This is a genomic window from Legionella santicrucis (genome assembly GCF_001468135.1).
GTDB lineage: Bacteria > Pseudomonadota > Gammaproteobacteria > Legionellales > Legionellaceae > Legionella > Legionella santicrucis.
The window spans coordinates 1-7,218 of sequence record NZ_LNYU01000025.1 but is presented as its reverse complement, the minus strand read 5'-3'; the positions used below and the strand labels follow the sequence as shown (position 1 = coordinate 7,218).

Genomic DNA, 7,218 nt, shown 5'->3' with positions numbered 1-7,218 from the left:
TCCATTGGATTCCCTCCCTAAAATTAAGAGCGGAATTCTAATGCTTTTTAGTCAGCCAGCAAGTCCCGTGCGTAACATGAGTTATTAAAAGAAAAGGAAAGCAACGTCAGTGTAGAACGACAAAAAGCAGAACAAGAAATGATAAAAGTTAAGGAGTTTTCAGAGTTCTACAGCAAAAATGCCTCTGCTTATATGGTCATCGGCTTACCCCCTACTCACGACGTTAAACTACCATTAGCCATTAATGGCAAAAGAGGCTTAAATCCTATAGCAATGTTGCAAAAAATGAGAGAGCTAGCTTCACCAGAAGCAAAAGGTTTTGACTTACAAACAAATAATTGCTCCCTGACCTCCATAGAAGTATTAACGGCAGGGGCAGCCCATGATCCTTTACTTCACTCTATAATGAGTGAGCGCGCACTAGGTTTTTTTGGGACTCCCCAACAAGTATTAGAAAATGCCCAACTAGCCAGAACCACCATCAGTGAAAACAAACACAGCAATTTCTTGACACCTCTTATCACTGCAAAACCATTAGATAAGGCGATGGGATATGCGATGGGAATTTATATGGATCCCCAAGCATCAAAAGCAAAACGAAACGCGGCACTAGCACTAGCTGCCCTGGTTGGTATCGCTAAATTACCTGGTATTATCCTTAGTACGTTAGTAAATCCTAAGGAAAAGTTTAATGATTTAATACATAATATTAACTTAGTTTATGAACGTAATTCTACGGGATTAAAAGTAGGAGTTACTCTATTAGCAGCCCCGATATTGTTGGTCTTAACTCCATTGGCAGCAATCCAAAAAGGGATAGAGGTAATTGGAAGCGTAATAGCTAAACCTTTTAAATTGATTGCAAATTTATTTAAACAAAAACCTTCCAGCACTGATGAAATTACAGTTCCCATAGGTGATTCAACTGAGAATATGGAAAATCGTTCTAATACAATACTAGCTGAACTTCTTAATAAGAAAATAAAATCCAAAATTGATGAAAATACTATCACCATTGATTACCAAGAATCACCGGAGAAGCTCATTATAGATTTTGAATCCAAACTTAAGGAAAATCCTGAGAAAGTGGCTGTGTTAAGTGAAAAAGCACATAACTCCGTCATAAAATTTATAGCAACTTGTAAAGATGAGGAACTAAAGAATCGATTTTTGGATTGTTGCAATCAATCTCTAAATCGAAGTAATAAATTTGCACCCAAAACAAAAGATGAAATTAATGAAATGGTCAAAGAGGTGACACCAGCCTCAGAACAAAGAATATCAGAAAATAGAAATTCATTTATAGGTCAACTAAGTAATAGTAATAGGAGAGATAGCGAAATACCAGCATTGCAAGTATTGGATAATATTGATGATGTATACACTCCTCTATAAACAGAAATTAAAAAGGGACTTTAACCTAGATAGCCATCTATTGCGTTGGGCTCAAAAGTCCAACGTGATACTTTGATTATAATTCAAATAAATAACGACAGATCATAACAGAGGCAATAATACCGGCTAAATCGGCTAATAAACCCGCGGGAATAGCATGCCGGGTTCGACGAATACCTATAGAACCAAAATATACTGCAATAACGTAAAAAGTGGTTTCTGTACTTCCCATCATTGTTGCTGCAATTTTGGCGATTAACGAATCTCCTCCATATTGATGAATCAATTCCGCCATCAATCCCGTTGAGGCACTCCCTGAAAAAGGTCGAATTAACGCTAGAGGCAACACCTCCGGGGGCATGCCAATCATTGCCAGCAGTGGTGCGAGTAACTTCGCCATTAAACTAAAGAAGCCGGATGCTCTCAGCATTCCAATAGCCACTATCATCGCAATCAGATAAGGAACAATATTTAAAACGGTGTCAAAACCTTGTTTGGCACCAACAATAAACGCATCAAATACATTAATTTTCTTGACTGCTGCAGCATACATAGGAATACCAACAATAAAAGCTAAAAGCATCCAATTAGATAATTGATTTGCAAACTCATTCATAAACTCTTTGTCCTTTTAATACGAAAGACAGGTAATTTAGCTAACTGTTTTACCGAAATAATGGCAACAACAGTAGAAATTATTGTTGCAATCAAAGAACTAACAATCACACCACTAGGATTAGTACTTCCATTTGCCGCTAAATAGGCAATAGCGGTCGCTGGAATGAGTTGCACACTCGACGTATTAATTGCAAGAAAAGTACACATAGAATTTGTAGCAATTTTTGCATGTTCATTTAGAGTTTGCAGCTCCTTCATTGCCTGCAACCCAAATGGAGTTGCAGCATTAGCTAACCCTAACATATTAGCAGCAATATTCATCGTCATAGCTCCCATAGCAGGATGTTCTGGAGGAATATCAGGAAAGAGCCATTTTAAAATCGGCCGAAGTAACTTTCCCAATAAAGTAACCAAGCCTGATTCAGTAGCAATGGACATAATTCCTAACCATAAAGACATAATACCTGCTAAACCAAGAGCTATTTCAAAGCCCAATTTAGCAGAATCAGTGACAGCGCGCGCGACTTCATCGATTCGCCCCTCAATAACACCAACGATTACAGAAATAAATATCATACTTAGCCAAATTATATTCAGCATTCTTGCTTCCCTCCTCTGGGGGAGATTATAATATGTACTTTGGCTTTAAATTGAAAAAATTCATGAAGTACACATCTACCCCTCTAAGACATTTGGTATTTTTAACCTGCTTGAGCACTTCTGTTGTTGGCTATACTTTTGACTCAAGTGCTACTGAAAAACAAGCTAACTCCTCAATAGAGGAACTATACCACAGACTAAATAGCATGCCGAATAATTCCATGTCCGCAAGAATCGATTGGATCAGTGGTCAATTTTTAGGAGTGCATTATTTACTGGGCTCCTTAGGAGAGGGCTCTAAAGCATTGTACGATCAATTTCCTCAATATAGAGTTGACGCTTTTGATTGTGATACGTATGTCAATACCGTTTTATCTTTAGCATTAGCAAACTCACTTAATTCTTTTCAACAATGTGTAAAAAATATACGCTATAAAAACGGGACCGTATCTTACACTCAACGCAATCATTTTACAGGTTTAGATTGGAATCAAAATAACCAACAAAGCGGACTCCTCAAAGATATTACCCTAAGTTTCAAAAATCAAAATCATCAGTCGGTTGCTAAAGTTGCTGAGGCCGTTATTAATAAACCCAATTGGTATGCCTATAAGACTCTTGATACAATTAGATTAGAAAATACGAATAAAGAAACTGCTGAGGAACGTCTGACTGAGTTGAAAAATGAAGGTTCCAAATTGGAAATCACCGCAGAAAGAGTTCCTTATTTACCGTTCACAGCATTGTTTCCTGAAAAAAATAAACCCAATATGCATTTATTTGCACAAATTCCTAATGGTGCAATCATTGAAATAGTTCGCCCCAATTGGGATCTCAGCCAAAAAATTGGTACATCATTAAATATTTCACATTTAGGATTTGCGATTCGCAATAAAGGACAATTGTACTTTCGACAAGCTTCATCAGAATATGGCAAAGTAGTTGATGTCCCACTGATTGAGTACCTTGAAAAAGCGCTAAATAGCCCTACGATTAAGGGCATCAATGTTCAAGTGGTGTTGCCTCAAAAACCTTTAACAGACTGTAAAACATCTGTTTAACGATTAGGATCATAAAATGAATTACGGATTAACCTCTAAACCCTCTTTATCTGCTAGTGAATGTCTTGTACTTGGGGTATTTTCTGATACAGAACTTCCTGATTTTGCACTAAATATAGATAAAGAACATCATGGCTTGCTGAGCAACCTTATTAACAAAGCAACGGAACCTGGTGACCTACTTTGGCATCATAATCCCCAGGTAAGTGTATTAATAATACAATGTGGTGAAAAAGAGAAATTCAACCCCAACCAGTTACAAAAACGCTTAGCCGATATAATTAGTGCCTTAATCAAACATCGTATCAACTCTGCAACTTTATGCATACCACAAATTACTGGATACTCTTCAGATCAGCAGTTGGAGCAGATGGTTGTCCTAATAGATAATCAACGTTATCAATTATTAGATTTCAAAAAGAAAAAAGTAAAACCACATCAACTAGAAACAATTACTTTTTATTTACCTAATGCCAGTGAGCAGGGCATAAAACTAGGTAAAGCCATTGCAACTGGGGTTGAGTTAACTCGCCATTTGGCGAATATGCCCGCTAATATTTGTACCCCTACCTATCTTGGTGAACAAGCAATACAGTTGGCAAAAGAATTTTCTCAAGAAATCAGCTGCAAAGTAATGGGTCCAGAGGAAATGCGTGAATTGGGTATGGAAACATTATTAGCAGTCGCTCAAGGTTCAGCCCAACCCCCAAAACTTATAGACATCAATTACCAAGGGGCAGGAAATAATCCACCGATTATTCTTGTGGGAAAAGGCATCACCTTTGATTCAGGTGGTTTATCTATCAAACCTGCCAATGCTATGGATGAAATGAAATATGATATGTCCGGGGCTGCCAGCGTCCTAGGAGCAATAAAAGCCTGTGCGCTACTAAAACTTCCTATAAATGTCATTGGATTAATTGCCAGTGCTGAAAATATGGTAAGCGGTACGTCAGTTAAATCGGGAGATATTGTTACTAGCATGTCAGGACAAACCGTTGAAATTATTAATACTGATGCGGAAGGTCGTCTTGTATTGGCCGATGCGCTTACTTATGCTGAACGCTATAAACCTGAATTTGTCATTGATGTTGCTACTCTGACTGGTGGAATTATTGTCGCTTTAGGAACTGTTGCATCAGGGTTTATGACTCAAGATGAAGAACTAGCACAACTCATAGAAAAAGCTGCGAAAGAAAGCAATGACAGAGTGTGGCGTATGCCTTTAGATGATGCTTACCAAGATGCGCTTGAAAGCCCTTTAGCAGATATGATCAATGCGGGTTTTGATAGAACGGCGAGTAGTATTACTGCGGCATGTTTCCTATCTCGCTTTACCGAAAAATATCGCTGGGCACATATAGATATTGCTGGCACTGCTTGGATTTTTGGTAAGAATCGTAATGCTACTGGCAGACCTGTTCCTTTATTAATTCAAATATTACGCCATGCTGCCAATTCGCGTTGATTTTTATCTGGTAGCCAATGAGCAGGATAATGCGCGTTGGTTACTCGCATGTCGTCTATTGGAAAAAGCCTATGCTAAAGGACATAAGGTTTATGTCTTGTGCGCTAATAAACAAGACGCTGAATTTCTTGATGAACTCTTATGGACTTTCAAAGAAGACAGCTTTATTCCTCATCACCTGCAAGGCGAAGGGCCCGAGCCTCCACCTCCAATACAAATTGGATATGAGCGGGAACCAAGAGGATTTAATGATATTTTATTGAATCTTTCAAATGATATTCCTCCTTTTTATACTAAGTTTAAGCGCATCATGGAAATAGTTCTCAATATTGAAGCGGACAAAGAACAAAGCCGTATCCATTATAGAGATTACAGGGCCAAAGGGTGCGAGTTATATACTCATCAACTGAAATAGACTTATAAATTCAGGCACAAGGCTGGTTTTTAACCTAAAAAACAAAACATTATTACTGCTCATTACTTTTGCTGCAGAATTAAACTTATCCTATAATTTACATATAGTATTTTTAATGACCAGGATAAGCAATGCCTAGTGATGTAGAAAAATTATTAGAGCAAATCAATTCCGCTAGAAAGAGTTTGAAAACCAAAGCAGATGATGTAAGTTCTAATTTACCAATTCAATTGAAAACAGATATTTATAGCTTATGTGAAGAGACAGAAAAAGAAACTTCCCGCTTAATGAAATTAAATGAAACAAATCCAAAAGAGGCTTTAAAAGCGCTCCAAACTATAAAAGAAAATTTAGATAAAACGAATTTTCTTGTTGATAGTGTTAAGCTAACACTCATAGCAAAAGAAAGTAATCCTTCATTCTTAACTAAATTATCTAATGAAACGAGACGTATTGGCGATACTTTTAACGATATGACGTTTGATACTTCCAGGTCTGCAGGCAACAAATTGCTTACTTGCATGAAATCAGTTGTAACTACTTGTTTAGATACAGCGATTGGAACAGCTAAGGGAGTAAGGCAAGGTTTCGTTGAAAATGAAGGGATTTCTAAAACAATGAAAGGCGTTCTTAAAGGTGCAACTATGGGTGCAGTATTAGGAGGATCTGGAGGATTTGCAGATTCATTTATGAACGATAGGGATAAAGCAAGAAAAATGATTGCAAACCTCAGACAAGATCATGGTAATGAACTCTTAGTGCTTTATGAAAAAACTAGAAATGAATCAGACCCTGCATTTAAAGCCAATAAAGCACGAATTGAAATTTTAAAGGAAGAAGGAAAATATTTATCTGAATTAGAAAGCCGATTAAATAATAATCCAGATGCTAAAACATGCTCTGAAGTTGTAGGATCATTACGTGTTTTATCTTTAACTAGCGCAGGATCCTCATTGATGCATACAGCATTAGAAGTTATCCATGATTTTAGCTCTCCTCAAAAATTTGGAGGTCTAGAGGGAGCTAAGGCACTAGAGAAATTAGGGAAGGATGTAGTTAGTGCAACTAAAAATTTTAATGCCATTTTGGATGACTCCCAAGCTTCTTTACCTTCTAAACTATTTAGTATCACTAAAGCCTTTGCTAAAGCTACCTGGGAGGGTGTAAAAGACTCTATGAAGGGTATGGTAGAAGGATTTCAGGAAGGAAAAGGGCTTTCAACCATAGGAAGTACAATAAAAGGAGCACTATTTGGTGGTTTCTCTGGTCTTGCCAGTGGATTTAACCAATCCCTTGAAAAAGACCTCGCAGCAAAACAAGAAAAGGGTGGTATTTTATTAGGAGCGCCATCAAGTAGTTCCAAGCAAATTAATCTCGGTAGCACTCCTCTGTTGAGCGAGGGTAGCAGTAGCAGAGAAGATAATATAGATAAAGATCATGATCGAAATTTGCAACCCACTTAAGATATTATCAATCAGAATATAAATAATCCCTTTTCTAAGTTGCTCCATTCATTAAAGAATCTTTGTCTCTCATAACGAGGTGATCTTTGAGAGCATATTCACCCTATCTGTTCGTAATAGGTCACCCCTAATAAACTTTAAAGAAGTTTATTAGGAGAACTGATCCTCTTTATATTCTAACCAAAGCTACCGCCAAAA

At 37.3% G+C, this 7,218-nt stretch carries 7 protein-coding genes; 5 read left to right on the top strand and 2 right to left on the bottom strand.

Going from position 1 to position 7,218, the window contains the following annotated elements:
* Nucleotides 1-138: 138 nt before the first annotated feature.
* Entirely contained in the window at nt 139-1,395 is a 1,257-nt protein-coding gene (locus Lsan_RS06545) for a hypothetical protein (protein WP_058513710.1), read from the top strand.
* A gap of 76 nt (nt 1,396-1,471) precedes the next feature.
* On the opposite strand, the gene Lsan_RS06540 is transcribed toward Lsan_RS06545, so the two are convergent.
* Together Lsan_RS06540 and Lsan_RS06535 are read right to left on the bottom strand one after the other, a co-directional pair.
* Nucleotides 1,472-2,011 (bottom strand): spore maturation protein, encoded by a 540-nt coding sequence (locus Lsan_RS06540; RefSeq protein WP_058513709.1) that lies wholly within the window; start codon nt 2,009-2,011, stop codon nt 1,472-1,474.
* Nucleotides 2,008-2,613 carry a nucleoside recognition domain-containing protein gene (locus Lsan_RS06535; protein ID WP_058513708.1) on the bottom strand — a complete coding sequence of 202 codons (606 nt, stop codon included), beginning with the start codon at nt 2,611-2,613 and terminating at the stop codon, nt 2,008-2,010. The genes Lsan_RS06540 and Lsan_RS06535 overlap by 4 nt, the downstream gene beginning before the upstream one ends.
* A 62-nt stretch (nt 2,614-2,675) precedes the next feature.
* On the opposite strand from Lsan_RS06535, the gene Lsan_RS06530 reads away from it, so the two are divergent.
* The 4 genes from Lsan_RS06530 (at nt 2,676) to Lsan_RS06515 (ending at nt 7,020) form a co-directional block, all read left to right on the top strand.
* Nucleotides 2,676-3,674, top strand: coding sequence for an N-acetylmuramoyl-L-alanine amidase-like domain-containing protein (locus tag Lsan_RS06530; RefSeq protein WP_058513711.1), 999 nt, complete (start codon nt 2,676-2,678; stop codon nt 3,672-3,674).
* A 16-nt stretch (nt 3,675-3,690) separates the two neighbouring features.
* On the top strand, nt 3,691-5,142 hold the full coding sequence (locus tag Lsan_RS06525; protein WP_058513707.1) for a leucyl aminopeptidase: 1,452 nt from the start codon (nt 3,691-3,693) through the stop codon (nt 5,140-5,142).
* Nucleotides 5,123-5,557 (top strand): DNA polymerase III subunit chi, encoded by a 435-nt coding sequence (locus Lsan_RS06520; protein WP_058513706.1) that lies wholly within the window; start codon nt 5,123-5,125, stop codon nt 5,555-5,557. The genes Lsan_RS06525 and Lsan_RS06520 overlap by 20 nt, the downstream gene beginning before the upstream one ends.
* Nucleotides 5,558-5,787: 230 nt before the next feature.
* The gene (locus Lsan_RS06515; RefSeq protein WP_237762064.1) at nt 5,788-7,020 is read left to right on the top strand and encodes a hypothetical protein; all 1,233 of its coding nucleotides are present in this window, start codon (nt 5,788-5,790) and stop codon (nt 7,018-7,020) included.
* Nucleotides 7,021-7,218 lie beyond the last annotated feature (198 nt).

Bases quoted from the DNA above. Each gene is read 5' to 3' on its own strand.
- Lsan_RS06535 (WP_058513708.1), bottom strand. From the start codon at position 2,613: ATGCTGAATATAATTTGGCTAAGTATGATATTTATTTCTGTAATCGTT.
- Lsan_RS06530 (WP_058513711.1), top strand. From the start codon at position 2,676: ATGAAGTACACATCTACCCCTCTAAGACATTTGGTATTTTTAACCTGC.
- Lsan_RS06540 (WP_058513709.1), bottom strand. From the start codon at position 2,011: ATGAATGAGTTTGCAAATCAATTATCTAATTGGATGCTTTTAGCTTTT.
- Lsan_RS06545 (WP_058513710.1), top strand. From the start codon at position 139: ATGATAAAAGTTAAGGAGTTTTCAGAGTTCTACAGCAAAAATGCCTCT.
- Lsan_RS06520 (WP_058513706.1), top strand. From the start codon at position 5,123: ATGCTGCCAATTCGCGTTGATTTTTATCTGGTAGCCAATGAGCAGGAT.
- Lsan_RS06525 (WP_058513707.1), top strand. From the start codon at position 3,691: ATGAATTACGGATTAACCTCTAAACCCTCTTTATCTGCTAGTGAATGT.